This is a genomic window from Bacteroidetes bacterium GWF2_43_63 (assembly GCA_001769275.1).
Classification (GTDB): Bacteria; Bacteroidota; Bacteroidia; order Bacteroidales; family DTU049; genus GWF2-43-63.
On sequence record MEOQ01000024.1, the window covers coordinates 1 to 20,345 of the forward strand.

At 43.3% G+C, this 20,345-nt stretch carries 16 protein-coding genes, 1 tRNA gene and 1 pseudogene; 5 read left to right on the plus strand and 13 right to left on the minus strand.

The features are described 5' to 3' along the window. The 8 genes and pseudogenes from A2W93_00005 to A2W93_00040 all read right to left on the minus strand — a co-directional run bounded on the left by A2W93_00005 (window position 1) and on the right by A2W93_00040 (window position 6,076). Window positions 1–189, minus strand: a pseudogene (locus A2W93_00005) (hypothetical protein). Between the two features lie 198 nt (window positions 190–387). Next, entirely contained in the window at window positions 388–591 is a 204-nt protein-coding gene (locus tag A2W93_00010; GenBank protein OFY54723.1) for a hypothetical protein, read from the minus strand. Between the two features lie 998 nt (window positions 592–1,589). Next, window positions 1,590–1,664 (minus strand) — tRNA-Arg (locus A2W93_00015). A gap of 316 nt (window positions 1,665–1,980) precedes the next feature. Beyond that, window positions 1,981–2,889, minus strand: coding sequence for a ribosome small subunit-dependent GTPase A (locus tag A2W93_00020; GenBank protein OFY54724.1), 909 nt, complete (start codon window positions 2,887–2,889; stop codon window positions 1,981–1,983). 1 nt (window position 2,890) lies between these two features. Further along, window positions 2,891–3,673, minus strand: coding sequence for a hypothetical protein (locus tag A2W93_00025; GenBank protein ID OFY54725.1), 783 nt, complete (start codon window positions 3,671–3,673; stop codon window positions 2,891–2,893). 435 nt (window positions 3,674–4,108) lie between these two features. Next, window positions 4,109–4,438 (minus strand): pyrophosphatase, encoded by a 330-nt coding sequence (locus A2W93_00030; protein OFY54726.1) that lies wholly within the window; start codon window positions 4,436–4,438, stop codon window positions 4,109–4,111. Beyond that, window positions 4,435–4,890 (minus strand): D-tyrosyl-tRNA(Tyr) deacylase, encoded by a 456-nt coding sequence (locus A2W93_00035; GenBank protein ID OFY54738.1) that lies wholly within the window; start codon window positions 4,888–4,890, stop codon window positions 4,435–4,437. The genes A2W93_00030 and A2W93_00035 overlap by 4 nt, the downstream gene beginning before the upstream one ends. Window positions 4,891–4,900: 10 nt before the next feature. Continuing rightward, window positions 4,901–6,076: a hypothetical protein gene (locus tag A2W93_00040; GenBank protein ID OFY54727.1), complete on the minus strand. Its 1,176-nt coding sequence runs from the start codon at window positions 6,074–6,076 to the stop codon at window positions 4,901–4,903. A gap of 65 nt (window positions 6,077–6,141) precedes the next feature. Between A2W93_00040 and A2W93_00045 the strand changes: the two genes are divergently transcribed. The 3 genes from A2W93_00045 to A2W93_00055 are packed head-to-tail and all read left to right on the plus strand — an operon-like array spanning window position 6,142 to window position 9,221. Then, window positions 6,142–6,921 carry a hypothetical protein gene (locus A2W93_00045; protein OFY54728.1) on the plus strand — a complete coding sequence of 260 codons (780 nt, stop codon included), beginning with the start codon at window positions 6,142–6,144 and terminating at the stop codon, window positions 6,919–6,921. A gap of 21 nt (window positions 6,922–6,942) precedes the next feature. Then, window positions 6,943–7,743 carry a hypothetical protein gene (locus A2W93_00050; GenBank protein OFY54729.1) on the plus strand — a complete coding sequence of 267 codons (801 nt, stop codon included), beginning with the start codon at window positions 6,943–6,945 and terminating at the stop codon, window positions 7,741–7,743. Then, the gene (locus tag A2W93_00055; GenBank protein ID OFY54730.1) at window positions 7,743–9,221 is read left to right on the plus strand and encodes an alginate O-acetyltransferase; all 1,479 of its coding nucleotides are present in this window, start codon (window positions 7,743–7,745) and stop codon (window positions 9,219–9,221) included. Before A2W93_00050 ends, A2W93_00055 begins: the two co-directional genes overlap by 1 nt. Window positions 9,222–9,282: 61 nt before the next feature. Here A2W93_00055 and A2W93_00060 read toward each other — a convergent pair whose 3' ends face one another. Then, window positions 9,283–11,025 (minus strand): carboxylase, encoded by a 1,743-nt coding sequence (locus tag A2W93_00060; GenBank protein OFY54731.1) that lies wholly within the window; start codon window positions 11,023–11,025, stop codon window positions 9,283–9,285. Between the two features lie 131 nt (window positions 11,026–11,156). On the opposite strand from A2W93_00060, the gene A2W93_00065 reads away from it, so the two are divergent. Beyond that, window positions 11,157–12,827, plus strand: a complete 1,671-nt coding sequence (locus tag A2W93_00065) for a formate--tetrahydrofolate ligase (GenBank protein OFY54732.1) — start codon at window positions 11,157–11,159, stop codon at window positions 12,825–12,827. A 134-nt stretch (window positions 12,828–12,961) separates the two neighbouring features. Here the strand turns inward: A2W93_00065 and A2W93_00070 are convergent, their stop codons facing one another. Continuing rightward, window positions 12,962–13,609, minus strand: coding sequence for a hypothetical protein (locus A2W93_00070; GenBank protein ID OFY54733.1), 648 nt, complete (start codon window positions 13,607–13,609; stop codon window positions 12,962–12,964). A gap of 9 nt (window positions 13,610–13,618) precedes the next feature. Next, window positions 13,619–14,659, minus strand: coding sequence for a hypothetical protein (locus A2W93_00075; GenBank protein OFY54734.1), 1,041 nt, complete (start codon window positions 14,657–14,659; stop codon window positions 13,619–13,621). 763 nt (window positions 14,660–15,422) lie between these two features. On the opposite strand from A2W93_00075, the gene A2W93_00080 reads away from it, so the two are divergent. Beyond that, complete coding sequence (locus A2W93_00080; protein ID OFY54735.1) at window positions 15,423–16,529, plus strand: hypothetical protein; 1,107 nt, start codon at window positions 15,423–15,425, stop codon at window positions 16,527–16,529. A 335-nt stretch (window positions 16,530–16,864) separates the two neighbouring features. Here A2W93_00080 and A2W93_00085 read toward each other — a convergent pair whose 3' ends face one another. Both A2W93_00085 and A2W93_00090 read right to left on the minus strand, forming a co-directional pair. Then, window positions 16,865–19,201: a hypothetical protein gene (locus A2W93_00085; protein OFY54736.1), complete on the minus strand. Its 2,337-nt coding sequence runs from the start codon at window positions 19,199–19,201 to the stop codon at window positions 16,865–16,867. Between the two features lie 92 nt (window positions 19,202–19,293). Continuing rightward, window positions 19,294–19,494 carry a hypothetical protein gene (locus A2W93_00090; protein OFY54737.1) on the minus strand — a complete coding sequence of 67 codons (201 nt, stop codon included), beginning with the start codon at window positions 19,492–19,494 and terminating at the stop codon, window positions 19,294–19,296. Between the last annotated feature and the right edge of the window lie 851 nt (window positions 19,495–20,345).

A 20,345-nucleotide genomic window follows, 5' to 3' on the forward strand; every position in this document is an offset into this window, starting at 1 on the left:
CAGGCCATAAGAGATTTTCTCTATAACCTGGCCCGGATAAATGTTCAATACATCAAAGAAAAACTCAGGCAAAATGAACAAAAAGGCAATATTGTACACAAGAGTATCAACGGATGAGCAAGCCATCAAAGGATACAGTCTGAATGACCAGCACGAAAAGCTTAAAGCATATTGTGCCATCAACAACATTGACGTAGCAGGTCATTTTCAGGACAATTATTCTGCAAAAAGCTTCGAAAGGCCAGCCTTCAAAAAGCTGATAGAATTTATGAAGCAGAATAAGCGTACCGTTGATCTTCTTTTGTTTATAAAATGGGACCGTTTCTCGCGAAATGCAGGCGAATCCTATGAAATGCTGAAGGCGCTGAAAGCGTTTGATGTTGAAGCTCAGGCAACAGAGCAGCCGCTCGATCTGAGTATCCCGGAAAGTAAGCTGATGCTGGCTTTATACCTGGCCTCGCCCGAAGTGGAGAACGACCGACGCTCGCTTAATGTGAGCGCCGGAATGCGGAGAGCAATCAAAGATGGTCGTTGGGTGGTGAAAGCGCCCAAAGGATATGAGAACCGGCGCGACGAAAACAACAAGCCCATTATTGTCCCGGGCAAAGATGCAAAATATATAAAGGAAGCTTTTGAAATGATTGCAACGGGGGAGTACTCGCAAAGTATTGCCCGAGTCAAGCTCAATAAGGAAGGTCTTAATTGCAGCATCAGCAATTTCTCATGCCTTCTGAGAAACCCCGTATATATTGGAAAAATCAAACTAAAAGCGACAAAGGATGAAGAAGAGAAGGTTGTTAAAGGAATACATGAGCCTCTCATAGATGAATACACTTTCAACGTTGTGCAGGAGATCCTTTCAGGTAAAAAAGAGAGACAAAATATTGGCAAATTACAACGGTCAAAACCCGAACTGCCGTTACGTGGTTTTTTAGAGTGTCCAAGATGTGGAAAAAAACTAACTGGAAGTGCCTCAAAAGGACAAGGTGGGCGATATTTCTATTACCATTGTTCAAAAGGGTGTGGAGAACGACACAGAGCGACTGAGGTGAACAGAATGTTTTTAAAATTGCTTGAAGAAATACAGCCAAACGAAAATGAGATCAATTTATACAATGCTGTATTAAAAGATCTCCTCTCTGAGAATGAAGCGAGCCGAAAGGAGAATTCTAATGCCGTAAGGAGTGAAATCGTAAAAATTCAGGAACGACTGGTTAATCTCCAAGACAAGTTAATCGATAATCAAATTGGAGCAATTGATTATAACGCTATTAAACTTAGATATAATTCTGAACTGAATGGCCTGCAGCAAAAGCTTGTATCCATGAGTCAATTATCCAGGGATATTTATGATCAATTGGTTTTAAGCCATTCGTTCCTGCAAAACTTACCGTTGAAATTCCAGAATTCGAGTCTGGAAGTACAACAGCGCATTTTAAGTTCGATATTTCCCGGAAAGTTGGTTTATTCTGAAAATAAAGTTCGAACTACAAAAATTAATGAAGTTGTACAGCTTTTTACTAATACTAGTGCGGGTTTTAGCAGAAATAAAAAAGGACAATTCCGGCCTGTTTCAGAATTGTCCTTTAGGGTAGCCCCGACAGGAATCGAACCTGTATCTAAAGTTTAGGAAACTTCCGTTCTATCCATTGAACTACGGGGCCAGGCTACAAAGATACGCAAAAAGTGAAATATGGAATTTAGTAGCAGTAATAACAGATGAATATAAACTACAAAGAAAATATATTGTACTTTCTGAAATACAAAACAAATAGTGGATTAGGTTGTGTGAGAGCGTGATGAAGCTTAAAGCTTAAGCGATCAACGCCATGCACCAACTCTTGCAAGTTGTACTTTGTTTTCTTCAACGCTCACGATAGCAATCGTGACAGGTCGCTTCACGACGCAGAGAGGTTGAAGAAGGCGACAAGCCAAGCCCCATGCTCCATGCTCTGTGCCTCATGCCGCCTGCCTCATGCGCTACGCGCTGATATTATTCAGAATCCCCAGATAATTGGAGTAGCGTTCCTCATGAATTTTTCCGGCTTCGGCAGCATCACGCACGGCACATCCGGGCTCATGCTGATGGGTGCAGTTTGCGTAGTGACATTGTGGAATATATTCTTTGAATTCGCGAAACCAGTGACCCAGCTCCCAGGGCGCGAAATCGACTACGCCAAATTCCTTGATGCCCGGAGTATCGATAATGAGTGTTTCGTCGGGCAGCATATACATGCGTGCAAAAGTTGTTGTATGCTTGCCTTTGTGATGGGCAGCGGAAATATTTCCTATTTTTATTTTCTGGTCGGGCGCCAGTGCTTTGATGAGCGTCGATTTGCCAACACCGCTGTGACCAGCCATCAGTATGGTTTTGCTTTTAATAATATTTCTGAATTCCTCTGTATTTGTTCCTTCAGTAGATGAAACCATTAGAGTTGGATATCCTGCCACTTGATAAATCTCGTTGTAATATTCCACAACGCTCATTTCATCTTTAAACAAATCAAGTTTATTAAATACAATCAGCGCCGGAATGTTGTAAGCTTCGGCTGTTATCAGAAAACGATCAATAAAACCGGTGGATGTACGCGGAAGTATCGGTGTTGCAACAATTACGGCCAGATCAAGGTTTGCTGCCAGAATATGTGTTTGACGCGACAAGTTTGTTGCTCTTCGGATAAGAACATTTTTTCTTTCTAAAACATCATTCACTCTGCCTGTAGCGTTTATTTCATCTACCTCGAAAAGCACCCTGTCTCCTACAGCAACTGGATTGGTTGTCTTCAGCCCCTTCAATCGCAGGTTGCCTTTGAGCGAACATTTATACATTTTACCATTTGTATAAACATCGCACCAGCGGCCGGTTGAGCAGATTACAAGTCCTTCCATGTTATGCGTTTTTTTGTTTTGAATTCTTCGTTTGTTTGTTAGCCTGACTGGATTTTTTGTCACAGATTATTCTCCAATCAGAAATATTCTGTATGATGCTGCAGTCGGCCTTGATTTTATAGGTTGACGCAGGATGAAGGCTGGAAGCCAGTCTCCGGGCATCGGCGGCGTACCCTTCTTTCTCAAGTAATGCTCCGGCCAGGGCGCGTGTAACCGGTTTGTAGGCGAGTGCATAATTGGCCAGCTGATTTCGGTAGCCTTCGTTCCACGATCTGAAAAGCTGTTCCATTATTCCAAAAATATCGGCTTTTGATTTTTGTGCAATACTATTTACCGATTCCAATGTATCGAGAAACTGCATGATTTCATGGTTGTAGCGCGACGGATCCAATTTCGATCGTTTGAATCGCACTATAATTCTCCCATGCTTTTGTGCTGGCCGCATCTGTGTGATGGAAATGTAATATTCTTTGCGACTCTTTGCAGTGGGCACTAACCCCCATTTTTCCCAGACTGATGGCCCTGTTTCGTAACCACATACTTTGTTGCGGTAATTACAAATGGCACTGATGATTTCCTGCGGAGAAACGGCTTTTTTAGAATTTTCAGCAGTAGTAAAACGTCCGCGCATTACGCGGGAAACTTCGCCTTTTTGCACCAGTCGGTTCATCTCGATAACCATGGCGCTGTGCCTCAGCTGCGTATTGGCCAGTTCGCTGTAGCCAAAGACCTTTCCTGCCGGAAAACGACTTATGGCTTCACGAAGAATATCGGCTCTGGTCATGTAAACTTATTTTCGCAAATATACAGAATATATTAACTATGAAGAAAATAAATAGTGATACTATCTATAATTGCTTTTTCAGCGAAAACAACATTCCATTCCATCTGTTCGGCCGAAACGTAGAGTCTGTCTTAAAATACCGTATTGTTACGACATTCCACCGTTCCGGCCACAATTAACCCTCGAAGAGTTCCGAACTCTTCGAGGGTTTTCTAAACAAGCCGGAACATGGAACCGTCGTAACAACGGCAAAAACAACGGTTCCATGTCCTTCAGCGTCTTCGTCGCTTGAGAACGGTGGAATGTTGTTTTTGTAGATGGATTCTTTTTGTGACATTCTTTTAAACCGGCCGAATCTTTTGAATGTTGCAACATCGCTATGTTTATTTTAAACCGCAGCGGTAATTATTTAATAGCTATACTAAACGCTTTGTTTCAACTTTTCAGCTTCGGATTGTTCCGGTGCCTTTCGGAATCTCTTTTGGCCTTGCGTTCGAGATTATCGACAAGCGCTTCTTCGAGATTCACGCCGCACTGATTGGCCAGGCAAACCAGCACAAACAACACGTCGGCCATTTCTTTTTTGAGTCCATCCGGATCTTCGCCTTCTTTATAGGATTGTTCGCCAAACTGGCGCGACATGTGCCGGGCCAGCTCTCCGACTTCTTCCATCAATATAGCCGTATTTGTAAGTTCGCTGAAATACCGCACCCCATGCCGCTTTATCCAGGCATCCACTTTTTCCTGAAGCTCTTCGATGGTCATACTTCTTTGTTTTTTGAATCCATTATGATGGTCACCGGTCCGTCGTTAACCAGACTTATTTTCATGTGGGTTCCGAATGAGCCGGTGGAAACTGGTTTTTGAATAGTCTTTTCCAGTTTCTGAATAAATTTTTCAATCGTAATTTCAGCTCTCAGAGGCTCCATAGCTGCTATATAGGATGGGCGATTGCCTTTGCTGGTAGAAGCCAGCAGCGTGAATTGACTGACAACCATAACATCACCTCCAGCCTGAGTTACATCTATATTCATCACGCCGTTTTCATCATCGAAAATGCGAAGTCCCGCGATTTTTTTCACCATCCATTCCATATCATCTTCGTTGTCTTCCTGATGAATGCCGAGCAACACAAGAAGGCCCTGTCCGATGGCAGAAACAATCTCTCCTTCAACAGTAACGCAGGCACCTGTGACACGCTGAATAACAGATTTCATGTCTTTTAGATTATTGTTTTTTTCTCTTCTTATTCTTTTTCTCCAGAGCAATTCTTTCTTTCATTGTTTCATACACCATCATGGAATCGCAACAGGCACTGTCGGGAATGAGCGCAAAATTGAGATAAACCGGATTGTGGTCGGAATGCGTAAATCCCATATCGATGGTTTTAACTTCGTTTACGTCAATATTGGGAGAGCACAGAAAATAATCGATGATGGTGGTGGTCGTAGTGCTTTTCTGATACGAAATATTCACATCGCGGTTGGTTGGAGTGCTGTGATCGTAAACCCATTTCCATTCTTCAGGCAAAAAATCATTGTTTACAGAAGTCCCCACCAGCCGGACTTTATCGCCTGTTTTGATTTCAGCCGGATTGAATCCCGGCGGATTCTGATTCCAGTCGCCGCCTGCAATCACATAGTGTCCGCGGCTGTAAAGATCGAGCACAAAGCTTCGAAGAAAGAGGAGTTCCGCAATACGGATGTCGCCCGCATCGCTGAAGGCGGAATTGTGCGTGTTTATCACATACAGATCTTTTTTGCTGTCAAGCTCGTAACGCATGATAGTGAAGCAGCGATCCAGAAAAAACACACTCATTGGCCACGAGTAACTTCCGGGATATGAGATTCGTTGCGCCCATTCAGGGATATAGCGCGAAAAGGTCATCATGCCGGAATATACTTTTGCCATAGGGTTGAAAAGCGGAAATGGCACATACGGCACATCGTAATTTACGGCACTCGACGAGCTGAAGTCAGGAAGGGCCTGCATCAGCGAACTATCCTGATGTGAATAAAAAGACCTTCGCGCATCGAAATCGACTTCCTGAAGCAATAAAAAATCAACACTGTCCATGGCCGATACAATGTTGAAAACCGCATTCAGATACGACTTATACAACTCTTTGTCAGGGCGCATATTTTTACCGCCTTCGTAAAAAAAGTCCATTTCCTTGCCCAGTCCGCAATAGCCGATGTTCCAGGAGATCATCGAAATGTTCTCGTCGGGAAACAGCCACGCATTGCGGCCTTCAGTGATTTTAAGGGTGTCGGTAACCGGAGGCGTAAAATTGCGGTTGGAGTTAATGGCAATCACCGTTGCAAAATAGCCAATGATCAGCCCTGCAACAACCAGGACAACAATCAGGATAATTTTCAGAACACGACGGATTTTTTTCCACATAATTCAGGAATAATTTTTGTAAAAATACATTTTTTAAATTTTCCCGATATTTGTAAAAATTTCCAATGAAACCAGCTTTGATTTTATTGTTTTCGCTCATACTGTTTTCGTCTGCTAATAAAGTGGATGCCCAGGATCATTGGAAAAGCTTAATGCTGTCTGCAAAATTTACCACCAATCAAGGCGTGTTGCCTTACCGGATGTATGTGCCGGACTCAATTGGCCCGGACGAGAAACTACCTTTTGTGCTTTTTCTGCATGGAGCGGGGGAGCGCGGTGATGATAATGAAAGTCAATTATTCAATGGCGTCCGTCATTTTATGAATGACAGCATCCGGCAGCAGTTCCGTTGCATCATTCTTGCGCCGCAATGTCCGCTGAGTGCCCGTTGGGTCGAAGTTGACTGGTCAAAGCCATCGCACCGGATGCCGCCACGTATTTCTGTTCCGCTAGGGCAGACATTTTCGCTGATAGACTCATTAATTGAAATTTTGCCGGTTGACACCAGTCGAATTTACGTAACAGGCCTTTCTATGGGCGGTTTCGGCACCTGGGATGCACTTGCCCGCAGGCCTGATTTTTTTGCGGCAGGTATGCCTGTTTGCGGCGGCGGTGATGAAACTTCTGCCTGTCTGATGGAAAATATTCCTGTAAAAGCATTTCATGGAAAGCTCGATCATCTGGTGATTCCATCGCGCACAGCAAACATGGTGAATGCTGTGAATCAGTGTGGTGGCTTGGCAGAGTTTGTTTTATTTCCCAATCTGGGACATCTTTGCTGGGAACAGGTTTACTCCAATGTTGAAAACATCCGCTGGTTGTTTCTTCAGAAACGGGATAAATAATTATTTTTGCCGCAAAAAGTTTTGAGACTTTTCAAATCAGAAAAACCGCCGCGCGATTATTTTCAGTATGTCTGGTTATTACTGGGCACACTTGTGTTATTCACCGTTTTATCGTTTTCAAATGCGAAAATCAGCATCGGGTCTTATGAATTAAAAGATTCGGGCATCCGGAAATTCTTTTACCCCGAAGTGCTGCCGCTGGCTCAGGCCGCCGATTCCATTGTACAGGATGGTTCAGGAGAAAAAGTAGATTCTTCGGCGCAGAAATTTCTGCTGATAGGTGACTCCATGCTTGAGTTCCTACGAATCCGGCTTGGCGATTACGCCCGCAAAAACGGACATTCAGTCAATACTGTAATTTGGTATAGCTCTTCATCGCTTTGGTACGGCCAATGCGATACATTGAAGCATTTCATCAACAAGCATAAACCGACCTATGTCCTTCTTGTGCTGGGCGCCAATGAATTGTTTATTAAAGATATTACAACAGAACGTGCGGAATATGTTAGAAATATCATTGCACAGATGGATACGCTGCCGTTTGTCTGGATCGGGCCTCCCAACTGGAAAGACGACACAGGTATCAATGATTTGATTTTGCGCTATGCCGGAAAGGACCGATACTTCCCGTCAAAGAATCTCTCGTACGAACGTACAAAAGACGGGGCGCATCCAAAGCGTGAATCTGCCTACAAATGGATGGATTCGGTTGCGGTGTATCTGCAGACCGAAGCACGCTACAAAATTCTGATGACACCTCCTGACACTTTTCTGAATAAAGTGCCACCTACTGAAATTCTTCAACCCAACGCACCTTTCTGATGAATTGGAGTAACATAATTCACGACATACTTTTTTATAAACCCGCTGCGCCCATTTTGTTCAACAGCGGGACTTTCTGGTTGCTGTTCATTCTGGTTTTGTCGGTCTATGCTGCTATTTATCGCAACAACACTGCCCGTACACTGTTTCTGCTGGGTTTCAGTGTTTTCTTTTATTATAAATCAAGCGGTATTTATGTTCTGTTGCTGATCGGAACCCTTGTGTTTGTATATCTTCTCACACAATTTATGTTCCGTCAGAAAAATCCAAAGATTAAAAAATGGCTGTTGGTTCTTAATGTCATCGTTGCACTGGGATTTCTGGTCTATTACAAGTACACAAATTTTCTGCTCGACAATTTTGCCATGATCTCCGGCGGGGAGTTCGAGGCAGCTGATATTTTTCTGCCGGTGGGTATTTCGTTTTACACTTTCCAGATTCTCAGTTATGTTATTGATGTTTACAGAGGTGATCTGGAGCCGGAAAAGGATTTTTTCAACTATGCGTTTTACATCACCTTTTTCCCACAACTTGTTGCCGGTCCTATAGTCAGGGCGAGTCAGTTTCTGCCTCAGCTCAAAGGGCATGTTACCATTCATCCCGATGAAGTGCAGAAAGGTTTTTTTCTGATCATGCAGGGTTTGTTCAAAAAAGCTGTACTGGCTGATTATGTATCGCAATACAATGATCTGATTTTCTCAGCTCCGGCAACCTACAGTGGTTTTGAAAACCTGATGGCGGTGTATGGCTACACCCTGCAGATTTACTGCGATTTCAGTGGTTATAGCGACATGGCCATCGGTATTGGGAAAATGATGGGTTTCGATCTGGGAATTAACTTCAATAAGCCTTATCAGTCGCTGAATATTACCGAATTTTGGCGGCGTTGGCACATTAGTCTTTCAACATGGTTGCGCGATTATCTCTATATTCCGCTGGGCGGAAACAGAAAAGGAAAGTTAAGAACCTATATCAATCTTTTTATCACAATGTTGCTTGGCGGGCTCTGGCACGGACCTTCGTGGCAGTTTGTTTTTTGGGGCGGCATGCATGGCATTGGTTTGTCCATTCATAAGCTGTGGAAAACCTATGTAATGCCAGGCGAAATAGATTCAAAATGGGGTTCAAGGATTTATAAATTCTTTGCCTGGTTTATTACTTTTCATTTTGTTGTATTTCTCTGGATTTTCTTTAGAGCGCAAAGTTTTCAGCTTGCCTGGGAAATGATTGGGCAGATTTTCGGAGCGATGGATTGGGCTTATTTGCAGCCATTCTGGAGTGTCCGATATGTTTTTGTAATAATGATGCTGATTGGTATTGCCATTCACGCTGTGCCGTCACGAATGTTCCCGAAAATGGAAAACACGTATGTACGTTTGCCTTTTATAGTAAAGGCCATTGCCTTTGTAGTGCTTATTCAGCTGGTTATTCAGTTCAAAAGCGAATCGGTGCAGCCGTTCATTTATTTCCAGTTTTAATTACAACCTTTACCCAAACTTCGTCGAACCTTTAAACTTCGTCGAAGTTTAAAGGTTGTAATTAAAACGTAAACCACTTGTAGTTATACAAGCCATCGAGCAGTCGCTTTTCTTTTTCTTCTTTGCTGAGGGCTTTGTATGCGGCTTTTTCGGCTTCAAAAGCGGCGCGTTCTTCTTCGCGCTTGCGTTCTTCTTCGGCGCGGATGGCATCCTGTTCGGCTTTGATGACGGCCTGGTCTGCTTCCCATTCCGCTTTGGCGCGATCGGTCAAAAATGGCTCTGCAACAGCCGGGAACAGTTCGAGAAGCAAGTGATCTTTTTCTGAATTAACCAGATTGCGATCGCCGTATTGTGTCAAAACCTTGTTGGGCTGCGGCTTGTAGTTGGCCGTGTTGTAAGGAACTTCTTCGCGCGAGCCGGTAATCTTTTCGCGGAAATCAGGATCAACAGGAACCGGAGTCTGGCCGTATGAGCCCTTTACAAGATTTACGTATTGTGTGTTTACATTGGTGTACCAGGGCAATCCTTTGTTTTCGTCAAGAATGCAATTTACCGCCTGAACGCCAACAATCTGACTGGTAGGTGTAACCAGAGGCACAGATCCGGCTGCAGTTCGTACTGCAGGAACAGCCAGGAGAACGCGCGGGAGCAATTCATCCATTTTGACTGCTTTGAGCTGCGCCAGCATATTGGTGTACATGCCTCCCGGAATCTGCGCGTTCTTCACCATTTCGTTCGGAGCAGGGAAATTGAAATAGGCTTCAATTTCGTTACAGGCCTGCAGTACATCTTCGTAATTTTCTTTTTCAACGGAACTGATAGCCCGGTCGAATACTTTTTCCATCTCTGTTGGCAGCTTGTCTTTTACGAGATCGAAGCTTTTCGGGAACATTTTGTAGCTGTCGTATTCGTCCATCTGGTGCCTGATTTCCTCAAGTTTGTCACTGAGTTTTTTCAGTACTTCGATGTTGACATTGGTTTCGTATCCAAGTTTCTTACAGAACAGATGAATAATTTCGTAAGCAGGTGCAGCACTACCTCCGGCAAAAGGCATCATGTTCGTATCGATGATGTCGGCACCGTTCATCATGGCGGTAAGCACCGAAGCCAGCCCGTAGCCAGGGGTTGAGTGAGTATGAAAATCAACAGGAATTTTTACGTTGTTTTTGAGCGCGCGGATAATTTTGGCAGCACTCACGTGATCAACCAGTCCGGCCATGTCTTTCAGTGTGATCATGTCGGCGCCCATGGCTTCAATTTCTTTTGCTTTGCCAACAAAGTAGTCAACCGTAAATACCGGGGGTTTCGGTTTTTCTTTAATCAGTCCGAAGAATTTTTTCTTAAGTTCGAGCTTGGGATCAACAGTATAGCTGATAGTTCCGTCGGCGATGCCGCCATATTTTTTTACATATTCAACAGAGCTTTTAATATTGTTCATGTCGTTCAATGCATCGAAAATGCGGAGAATGTCAATACCAGTCGACATGGCGTTTTTGATGAACCCTTCAATAACGCTTTCAGGATATGGATTGTAGCCAAACAAATTGCGTCCGCGCGACAAAGCGGTAAGTTTTGAAGAATCTCCAATGCCTTCTTTTATTTTGGCAAGTCTTTCCCATGGATCTTCATTCAGGTATCTCATAATGCTGTCGGGAACAGCGCCACCCCACACTTCCAATGCATAAAAACGGGCTTCTTTGAACAACGGCAAAACATGATCAACCTGTGCCTGGTTCATGCGGGTTGCAAACAATGATTGCTGGCCGTCGCGCAGTGTGAGATCTCTTATTTTCAATTCTTTCATATTCTCAGCTATTAATTGCACGAATTTACAACTATTTTGAGAGACTACAGGGTTTTTTAACCCGTGATAAGTATCAGTATTATGTGGAAAATGGATTTTGCTTTCGTATTTTTGCATAAATTCTATAAAATATGAAATCAGACATTCAGATTGCCCGTGAAACACCAATCAAGCTTATTGTTGAAATAGCAAAGCAATTGGGAATAAATCCCGATGACTTGGATCTGTATGGGAAGCATAAAGCAAAAATTCCGCTTAGTTATATTGATGAAGAGAAAATTAAAAAATCGAAGCTGATTCTTGTGACTGCCATTACTCCAACGCCGGCTGGTGAAGGGAAAACCACAACTTCTATTGGATTGGCAATGGGTTTGAACCGCATTGGGAAAAAAGCAACTGTTGTACTTCGCGAACCTTCACTGGGACCTGTTTTTGGTGTGAAAGGCGGCGCTGCAGGCGGTGGTTATGCACAGGTGATTCCGATGGAAGACATCAATCTGCATTTCACGGGCGATATGGCGGCTATTGAAAAAGCAAACAATCTTTTATCTGCATTGATTGACAACAATCTTCAGAACACAAAAAATAATTTAAACCTTGATCCACGCACCATAAGCTGGAAGCGTGTGATGGATATGAATGACCGATCGCTGCGTGATATTGTAATTGGACTTGGTGGAACAGCCAATGGAATTCCGCGCGAAACGGGATTTAATATTACAGCAGCATCCGAAGTCATGGCTATTCTGTGTATGGCTGCCGACAAAGACGATCTTGAGAAAAGGCTGGGTAATATTTTTATCGGGTTCACCTTCGACAAAAAACCTGTATATGCACGCGATCTGAATGCGCAGGGCGCTATGGCTGTGTTGCTGAAAGACGCTATTATGCCCAATCTGGTGCAAACACTCGATAACACACCAGCCATTATTCATGGAGGACCATTTGCCAATATTGCGCAGGGAACGAATTCCATTATTGCTACCAAAACAGGATTGTCTCTTTCAGAATTTGTAGTTACCGAAGCCGGTTTTGCAAGCGACCTGGGGGCGGAAAAGTTTTTCGATATCAAGTGCCAGGCGGGAGGATTAATGCCAAATGCTGTTGTAATTGTTGCAACGGTTCGTGCATTGAAATACCATGGCGGCGCGAAGAAAGAACAGTTTTCAGTTCCTGATGCAGAGCTGGTTCGCAAAGGTCTTCCAAATCTCGAAAAGCATATCGAAAACATGAAAATGTTTGGCTTCACGCCTGTTATTGCGATTAATAAATTCGATACAGACAGCGAAGAAGAAATAAAAGTAATTGATGATTTTTGTAAATCACAAAATGTGCCGATGGCTGTAAACGAGTCCTGGGCCAAGGGTTCAGAAGGTGCTGTGGCACTTGCCGAAACTGTTATAAGTCAGGCAAAGTCATGTCCGTCCTGCTTTAAACCGCTCTATGACAAAAACTGGGATGTGGAAAAGAAAATCAGCACCATTGTTACAAATATGTATGGAGCAAAGGATGTTGAGTATTCGCTGAAAGCGCGTAAGGATCTTCAGAACATCGTTTCGCTGGGCCTCGATAAATTAGCTGTGTGCATGGCAAAGACACAGAATTCATTGTCCGATATTCCCGAATTGCGTGGCCGCCCGAAAGATTTTACGGTGAATATTCGTGAAATCGAAATTTCTTCTGGTGCAGGCTTTGTTGTTCCGATTGCCGGAACCATCATGCGTATGCCGGGATTGCCCGCTATTCCTTCTGCCGAAAATATTGGCTTCGACGATGACGGAAATGTGACCGGGCTGTTTTAAATATAAGACATCCGATTAGAGATTTTTGATTTTTGAAGGAGTTCAAAAGTTTGAATTTTTATTCGAGAATTCGAATTTCAAATCGCAAATCAAATCGCAAATCAGATCATAAATCTAAAATCGGATATCTCAAATCATTTCGGCTCATGTGCTACCGAAATCAGCATGTTCTGAAATTGGCGTAAATGCAGGTCGAACGCTTGCTGTTTTGATTTCAGCCGGATAAATCCTTTCGCTGTTGCTTTTTTCAATTCAAAAGGATCAATGTGAATGTTGCCTCGCAGGGTGATGTATCGTTTGCCGTAGGCTTTAAAAATGGCTTCCTTGAAAGTCCAGTATGCAACGGCATTTTCGAGGTTTTCTTCTTTTTTCCACTCTTCGTGTTCCTGCACATCCATGAATTTCTGCGTTACTTTCAGAATTTTCGGATGGATGGGTTCAATGTCGAGTCCTTGCAGCAGCTTCATGTCCTGCGAAATCAATACCGCTGAATAATCAGAGCAATGCGAGATGCTGATGGAGCGCTGCGGATTTACTAAATAGGGCTTATTGTTGTCGTCGTAAAAAATACGATATATGTAATCGGCTTTGACAAGATTTCGGATCAGAGCCCGGTAGCTCAGCCATTGGCGCCGCCGCGTGTCGTTTCCAAATGATGCCAGCGTGTCGAATTCTTCTTTATTGAGAAATAACATGGAAATAAGTTCATCTACACTTTCGGTGATGTGCCACAGACCCATTTGCAGGTCCGGATGAATCCATTCGTGATAAACAAGAGGCATAGGTGAAAATCAATGCATAATTACGATTTCTTTTTCAGAAACACCGTTTTCGAATTGGAATTTCAGAAAATAAAATCCGCTTGGCAAATCACCCGTTTCAATATTTGTTTCTGCTGTTGCCTGCAAAACAACACGTCCTTGGAGGTCGCATAAATACATCTGTTCCGGGCGTTCCGTTGTTGTATATTGAATATTGATTGTTTCATTTGCCGGAACAGGAAATACCGAAACCAGTTGTTGAACATCCATGTCTTCGCCGGAGGTTGATCCCCAGATTGAATATACCCATTCAGGCTGGTCAACAAACGGATTCCGGTTATGCTGAATGCCATATACATCGTTGTTCCGGTCAATTTCTTTGGTGCTCACCGTATCGGATGCATGCCACTGCAATAGCATGTTTTCGGTCCAGGCGCTCAGATCGCCGCTGCTGAACGATTCTCCTGTCCAGGAGGGCATTTCGTCTTTGTAGCGCACACACATGTAAAAGTAAATGCGTGCAAAATCGCCTTTGAAACTATCGATGGGTTCGAAGACTGTGCCTGTGTAGCCGGGAAAACTGCAGGGGCCAAGTTTGCTGCCGTTCTGCGAAGTCCATGATGCAGCACTCACCTCTCCAAACGGATAATTGCTGCGCTGACCGTTTACCTTTCCATCGGTGGGAACTACGTGAAACATGTCACTGTACATGGGCGAAGAGCCACCAAACCAGCTTTGCGGAACCGAATGCTCGCGGTTGTAGCAATCGCCTTCGCTGCTGTAGTTTCCACACTGGTCGGTAACAAATGTAAATTCATAGGGCGGCGTTCCGCCCGGAATATCGCTGTACATATCCCATACTTTTCCGTTGGTTTTTTTATCGGTTGTCTGATAAACATCCCACAAATCGTCGTAAGAACTGCTCACAAAGCCAGCTGATATAATGTTATGCAAGGCGATTTTCAGCGCGCTTCCAGAAAGCCCTTCGGCATCATCGTAATATCCAGCGGGTGGCTGCGCAACTGCAAACAATGGCAGTATAAAAGCAAAGAACAAAAACCAGTTTTTCATATTGCAAAAATAACATGTAAAGGTACGAAATTACTGATGGAATGCAACAGTTTTTTAAAAGTTGCTATGTCTTTTTTTGAAGCGCTGAAATCAATTATTACCACATTTTAATTTTTTCAACAAAGTCCGGAAATACCGGGTTTCCTGTTCATTAATGCTATGTGAAGCGGAGCGGACAAGCTGTTGGGGGTAAAAGCACTCTCCGGCTATGATCCCGTGTCCTTTTTTCAGTTGGACGATTGGATATTGTTGAGTTCTTTACCTTTTTTATCATTCAAAAGCTTGTTATGCCAGAAATTAAGTGGGCAAAGCCCATCGTGAGAGTTAATTTAGGGTTAAATATTATTGTAAATTCTGGGTGAGATGTGGGAGTCATTTTTGAATATTCGATTTATCTTATTTTAGTGATCATTGGCCGTTGTTTGTTTTTGATTTATTTTATATTATTTAAGTATAAGTAAATCAATAGCATAGGTTAAATGTAAAAATTGGTATTATATTTTCGAAACAAGAAAAAGCATTGTAAATATCCAAATATGATAGATAAAGCATATGAAAAAAATGATAAAAAACAACAGGTGTCTGAACGTGTTTGTAGATGAGGTATTCAATTGTCTTGTGCTTGCAAAAATGCATCAAATCTACGGTATAGGAGGCTGGATAAAATTTGTAATAGTTGATTGATCGTGTTATATTTGCCGTCTGCAATTAGATAAAACGAATAAAATCATGTTTCTGCATACGTATTTTAAAGACAAATAAGGTGATTAAACTTTTAACGCTGTTTCTGGCAATATTATCGGGTCCTGTTCTGGCAACTACGTTCATAACTGTGAACTGTGGCAGCTGGGATGATTATCATACATGGCAGGGTGGAAATATTGGCCCTTTGAATGGCAACAGCAATGTGATCGTTATTTCTGCCTGCGATGCAGTAATCCTCGACAATGATATTGAGTTCGGAAATGGCTGTGAATTGAATGTTGCCGGTTGTCTCGTGATTAACGGCAATCTGACTGCGATGAACAATCTGGTGATTAACGTTTCAGGCAGCCTGACGATCAATGGAAATATAAACGTGAAAAATGACGGTGAGCTTTCTGTTTTCGGAAATGTAACGGTCTCCGGTGATGTTGTTTTCAACAACAATGGTGTTATCGATATGAATTCAGGTTATCTTGATATTGGTGGAAATCTGAGCGGAGGATCTGGGGGCAATATTACTGGAGCCGGTGTTATTGACATTGATGGCTCCAACACTTTTGACATTACTCCGCCTGCCGGAGTGACTGTTAACGCTGGTCTGCCGGTATCCCTTATTGATTTTTCTGCCGAATGTGTGAGCGATATGGTTTTTCTAAATTGGACAACGGCTACAGAAATTAACAGTGCATATTTTCTGATTCAACGAAGCAGTGATCTGAGCCTGTGGCAGGATATATCACAGGTGTCTGCAGCCGGCAACAGTAACATTCTTCTGAATTACACACACACTGATCAACAGCCACTCGAAGGCAATAATTATTATCGCATCGTTCAATTCGATTTCGACGGTGGATTTGAAGTTTTTGGTCCAGTGAGCCCGGATTGCAGCAGTGGTAGAATGATGACTGAAATATATCCGAATCCGTTTACCGAATCACTGGTGATCAGCTTTCAGGATATAGTTATGCAGAGTGTAATGGTTATTTTGACTGACATGAAAGGCCGTATTCTGCTTAGATATGAACTCAGCGAGGACGAAGTCGCTCAGAATATGCTGACCCTACATGTGAATGATATTCCGGCCGGCATTTATTTTCTCACCGTATCGGGTGATAATTTTTCTGAGTCTGTAAAGATTCTGAAGGAAGCTGATAAAGGTCAATAATTTTTTAATAGAACTTCGGGTCGTTGCTGTTGATTATTTTTCACTTAATCAGGCTTCCGATGTAGCCGAGGCTCCTATACATGCTACTCCTCCGGAGTCGTTGTTTTGTTGTGATGATAATCTATAGACCTGTGACTCCTCCGAAGCCGGCTGGACCATTATGAGACTGTCTAAAAAAAGCGTATTGTTACGACAATCCATTTTCCGGCCTGTTTAGAAAACCCTCGAAGAGTTCCGAACTCTTCGAGGGTAAATTGTGGCCGGGACCATGGAATGTTGTTTTTGTTTTATAGCCTACTTGAATCAGCCTCTTTCTTCGATCCGAAAACAATGTTTTAATGCGAAACCATGAAGGAGACTTGCTTTGAACCATTGATGGATAAGTAATACATTCCGTCATCGAAATCAGCAATCTGCAGATCAAATTCTGTTTTTACCCAATGTCCGGTTTCAACGATTGCACCGAGGGCGTTGTAAATGCTGTAGGTAGCGTCGATGGAAGATTCGTCGGTTGAAATATGGAGAATTTCAGTAGCAGGACTTGGATAAACATTGAGCCAGGGGAGTTTTTGGTCAAGAAAATCTACGGGCAATGTCTGGCTATAATCAAAATTGCCGTCAAAATCAGTCTGCTTAATTCTGTAGTATGCAAGTCCCTGCACTGGGTTTTCATCCATGAAGAAATAACTCACAATTTCATTGCTGTTTCCGGAGCCATCCATGGTTGCCAGCGGTACGTAGCTGAATCCATCGGTTGAACGCTCAATGGTGAAAAAGTCGTTGTTGGTTTCCGATGCAGTTTTCCAGATGAGTTCGACCCCCGATTTTTTTACCGAAGCACTGAAATCAAGAAAGGTTACGGGCAGAACAATTGAGCAATCGAACGAAGCGCCATCTGACAATTTAAAATCAAGAGTGTAGGAATTTGGATTGTTTTTGTTCCATTCATTAATCATGATATAATACATTTTTCCTGTTTCAACTTTTATTTCGGACACCCATTGATCGCCATACACATCTTCGGACATGTCGCCGGAATGTTTTCTTAATCCTGTTTTTCCCGGAGGAGCATAAAACGCATGTGAACAGCGGATCGGAGAGGAAAGCTCGCCGCATTCTTCGACCTGATAAATGGCGAAATCCATATCACTGTTTCCCAGCGGTGTGATTTCGAATTCCATGGTGCCTCCGCTTGAGACTTTTACTTTGTACCATTCGCTGTAACTTTCGGCCAGAGCGCAGCTGCCGCAGGCTTCCGAGATAAGCCCCGGCCCGAACATTTGCGATGAAACAGTGTAGTCGTTGCACAGCGGAATAGCTCTTACGCAGTCGTTGTTGTAATTCAGGTCCGGGCCTGCGACTGAGGGTATTTCCAGCAATTCTATTTCCCAGCCTTCCCAATAACCTGAATTGGATCCATTGGAATTGAATGTAAAAGTAAGACAGCCGCTTTCGTCGGACGATTGAAAAACGCCTGAATTGTAATTTCCACTCAAAGTCCGTACGGTTGGAAGATTGCCGCAGCCACTCCACAGAACGGTACTATACTCTGAAGGACCGTCGCGGACATATAGCTGATCATTGCAAATTGCTGCTGCATATTCAACAGACAGAACGTTTATAGTGGCTTGAATGATATTGTTTGTTGATTTTGGGCAAAAAGTTCTGAACACTTGTTGTATGTCGTTGGAATAAGCGTTTGCCGGTCCGCTATTGTCAAAATAGGTGCCTGCATTGGTTGTGGTTATACATTGACCAAGATTGGTGCTTTGCATTCCCTTCGTGGTGTGAAAATACGGTCCGCCTTCTGTCTCAGGGCAAATGCCGCAATCGAAGGGGCATGTAAGGCATGATTCTCCTGATCCGCAATAGAAATCACCGCAATAATCAAGGTAACTTTCAGTGATACTCAGATCAAAAGTTCCTGTCGCTTCCGTTGCGATGCCGAGCCAGTAATTTCCATGGGTCAGATTGGTCCAGTTGGCTATTTCGGAGGGAGCCATACACTGGGCGCCGCTGATTTCTGCTGAGCCGTCGAGGCAGGAGTAATCGTATATTAATAAGTATTGCACATCCGGGAATGTTGCGTTTTGCATGGTAACATCAATTGTATTCATTCCCCCGGTGAGCGAAATCGAGTACCAGACTGTGTTTCCTGCATCGAAGCAATCCGAAGTCAGGTCGTCTTTGGCGCCAACATTCGATTGTCCGGTCAGAAACGAACCATCAGGCAGAGCCGTGTATGCCGTTACGGGATAATCGTTGGCAACAGCCGGAGCTGCACAATTGATGCTGGCGGCCCAGCCGGTGCTTACAACAAGACTGTTCGAAACAAACACGAATGTAATGCAGCAGCAATTCGATTTGATCAGGCCAGCTGCGGGATTGGTAATGTCAGGTGTTCCCGTCGCACTATTCCCGAAGTACACATATAAATTGTCTCCGGCCATCAGACTCACGCTAGTGAACAGCACTGAAATAATGGAGTTACTGTTCGATTGAAATGTAATGGTGTCATTAAAATCATTGGTGTAGTTTCCAGCTATGCCCCCATTATCGTAGAAGTTGCCGCTGCAGGTGCTCACATAATTTTGAGACCCCATGTTGTAATCCTGACTGAATGCGGTTGACAGAACAGCTGTGAGCATTAATGAGATAAAAATTCTTTTCATAAGACCTCCTCTTTATGATTGAAAATTCCGTTGATTGACTTTGTCTGAAAATTGTACTACGCGTACTGAAAAGGAATGGAAAATTTGCGCGTTTACAGATCCGGCGGATGATTGATTCTGTTTCGGACAATAGAATAGCTGGCGACAAATGATTTTCCAATACGAAAATTACCCGTGAACATATAAGGGCGCACACGAGTACTGCTGGTTCTGTAAACCCGCATTCCGCATATGGTTGCAACGATACCGTATATTAATGCAACCAGAAATAAATTCGTGTAAATGTTTGTCATGTGCTGCCCGTTTATTCAGTTGACAAGTTATGCCAAATGAAAGGGAAGCTCAAGCGTTAAATTTTTCCCAGCTACGATAAATATTAATTAGTAGGTTAAAAACGCCTATAAGGCGAAGGTGTGTTTTCGATTTGCATCATGCAAAAGGCATCTGTTCCGCAATTGATGATCTCATGTTAAAGTTTGGCGGAAAATAAAAAAAATGGGAAAATGTCCTTAAGATGTTAAAAAACGTGGTACAACGACAAATATCTTTAACAAAGTTGTGTTTTATAACGAAGCGAATGTGAAATATATTCGAAAATCGTCCTCGGTGAACAGATCGGGAATTGCCACTATGGCACTTTAAAATCGCCGTAATCTTTGCGGAGGAGCTTTGAAGGTCAACCTCTCTGCGTCGCGACTATGTCACGTCTCACGTGAAGCGACCTGAGTGCGTTGACCGTTGAGTCACCCGACATTTTAGCCCCGCTGTCATCCTGAGTTTCGCTCCTGTAGCGCTTTTTGCGAAATAGCTTGCGAAGTATCGAAGGAGACAGCGGGGTAAACTCCAGCAAACAAGCGTTGAGAAAAGATTGACTGACCTGGAATTGTCGGGGACAAAGGCCGAAGCACCCAACGATTCCGTGTCCGCACCTTGCCTCAATTTAAAGTCTGGCGGACGCCAAAATGTTGGGTGCTGCGCATGCTTTGAGCGTGGAGTTTATCCCGACGAAGGCGGGACGTTGTGCATTGTGCCCTATGCCGCATGCCCCTTGCCGCATGCTTTTTAGGGTCAGATTAAAAACTTGGGGAGAAAGTGTATTTTTGGGTTCAAAAAATACACAAAATGGAAACAGATTTACTGCGAT

Bases quoted from the DNA above. Each gene is read 5' to 3' on its own strand.
- A2W93_00010 (OFY54723.1), bottom strand. From the start codon at position 591: ATGGGCTTGTTGTTTTCGTCGCGCCGGTTCTCATATCCTTTGGGCGCT.
- A2W93_00020 (OFY54724.1), bottom strand. From the start codon at position 2,889: ATGGAAGGACTTGTAATCTGCTCAACCGGCCGCTGGTGCGATGTTTAT.
- A2W93_00025 (OFY54725.1), bottom strand. From the start codon at position 3,673: ATGACCAGAGCCGATATTCTTCGTGAAGCCATAAGTCGTTTTCCGGCA.
- A2W93_00030 (OFY54726.1), bottom strand. From the start codon at position 4,438: ATGACCATCGAAGAGCTTCAGGAAAAAGTGGATGCCTGGATAAAGCGG.
- A2W93_00035 (OFY54738.1), bottom strand. From the start codon at position 4,890: ATGAAATCTGTTATTCAGCGTGTCACAGGTGCCTGCGTTACTGTTGAA.
- A2W93_00040 (OFY54727.1), bottom strand. From the start codon at position 6,076: ATGTGGAAAAAAATCCGTCGTGTTCTGAAAATTATCCTGATTGTTGTC.
- A2W93_00045 (OFY54728.1), top strand. From the start codon at position 6,142: ATGAAACCAGCTTTGATTTTATTGTTTTCGCTCATACTGTTTTCGTCT.
- A2W93_00055 (OFY54730.1), top strand. From the start codon at position 7,743: ATGAATTGGAGTAACATAATTCACGACATACTTTTTTATAAACCCGCT.
- A2W93_00060 (OFY54731.1), bottom strand. From the start codon at position 11,025: ATGAAAGAATTGAAAATAAGAGATCTCACACTGCGCGACGGCCAGCAA.
- A2W93_00065 (OFY54732.1), top strand. From the start codon at position 11,157: ATGAAATCAGACATTCAGATTGCCCGTGAAACACCAATCAAGCTTATT.
- A2W93_00070 (OFY54733.1), bottom strand. From the start codon at position 13,609: ATGCCTCTTGTTTATCACGAATGGATTCATCCGGACCTGCAAATGGGT.
- A2W93_00075 (OFY54734.1), bottom strand. From the start codon at position 14,659: ATGAAAAACTGGTTTTTGTTCTTTGCTTTTATACTGCCATTGTTTGCA.
- A2W93_00085 (OFY54736.1), bottom strand. From the start codon at position 19,201: ATGAAAAGAATTTTTATCTCATTAATGCTCACAGCTGTTCTGTCAACC.
- A2W93_00090 (OFY54737.1), bottom strand. From the start codon at position 19,494: ATGACAAACATTTACACGAATTTATTTCTGGTTGCATTAATATACGGT.